This is a genomic window from Marivita cryptomonadis, assembly GCF_002115725.1.
Taxonomy (GTDB): domain Bacteria; phylum Pseudomonadota; class Alphaproteobacteria; order Rhodobacterales; family Rhodobacteraceae; genus Marivita; species Marivita cryptomonadis.
The window spans coordinates 1-926 of the sequence record NZ_JFKD01000091.1 but is presented as its reverse complement, the minus strand read 5'-3'; the positions used below and the strand labels follow the sequence as shown (position 1 = coordinate 926).

At 45.4% G+C, this 926-nt stretch carries 1 protein-coding gene; it reads left to right on the top strand.

Translation table 11 applies throughout. The features are described from left to right. The coding region (locus MCRY_RS23095; protein ID WP_217808271.1) for a hypothetical protein at positions 1 to 753 on the top strand (753 nt) is incomplete at its 5' end. Positions 754 to 926: the final 173 nt, after the last annotated feature.

Genomic DNA, 926 nt, shown 5'->3' with positions numbered 1-926 from the left:
GAAAGTCTCAAAGAAATGGAAAATCTCACAGAGTTGAGAAAAAGTGAGATAGCAAAGATGTTTTCACCTCACTTAAAATCACTCGACAACTATAAAATATTGATTATAAAACTAGTGCAAATAATTGGTGCTTACAAGCCATCTGGGGGCGTCGACATAGCGGTCAGAAACTTTATTGCTGACACTTATGACTTGTTGGATGGAGCCGTAGCCGTCATTAAATTGGGCCTGCCAAATGCGGCGGCACCGCTAATCAGGCGAATATATGAAAACGTATCTCTAATGAATGCTTTCATAATCGACAAAAAGCTGTACGACAAATGGTTTCGCGGCCAAGAGGTCGTAAACAAAGAGGTGCGAAAAGTGCTGAACACATCTCCCGCCGGAGAGGCGCTGGAACGCACCCAAGCTCTTTACTATCAGCTCTCGGACAAGGCACATCCCAGTAGAATCGCAATCAGCGATCGATTCCTTGGAGCTGGGAACCCATTCACTCTCGGGCCAGTCATGACTCCAAGCGTAGCGCTTGTAAGCGATACACTAGTACGGCTACTTTCTCTAGTGTTCTGGTTTACTGCGTGCGCTGCATTATATTACAAGCCGGTAATTTCGAGCCGCCATTCACACTTCATAAAGCTCTATGAAACGACATCAACTCACGCCCTGGATATAAATGAAAAGTTAGCGGGCAAACTTGACCAACTTTATGAAGAGGAAGACTTCACAGACATTGAACGAAACCCTCCAGCTTAACTTAACCAAGGTCAATACTCGAATCGATATTAGGCTTTATATGGTTCTGGTGCTCACTCGATGTCAGGTTTTGTCAGGCTATCGCCTTGCAAAAAGTTAAGTTTTGTTAAGTCGCCAGCACTGACCAGATCGCGCGGTATCCACTCCGGTATCCAGGGCTTGGCGTTCATCCA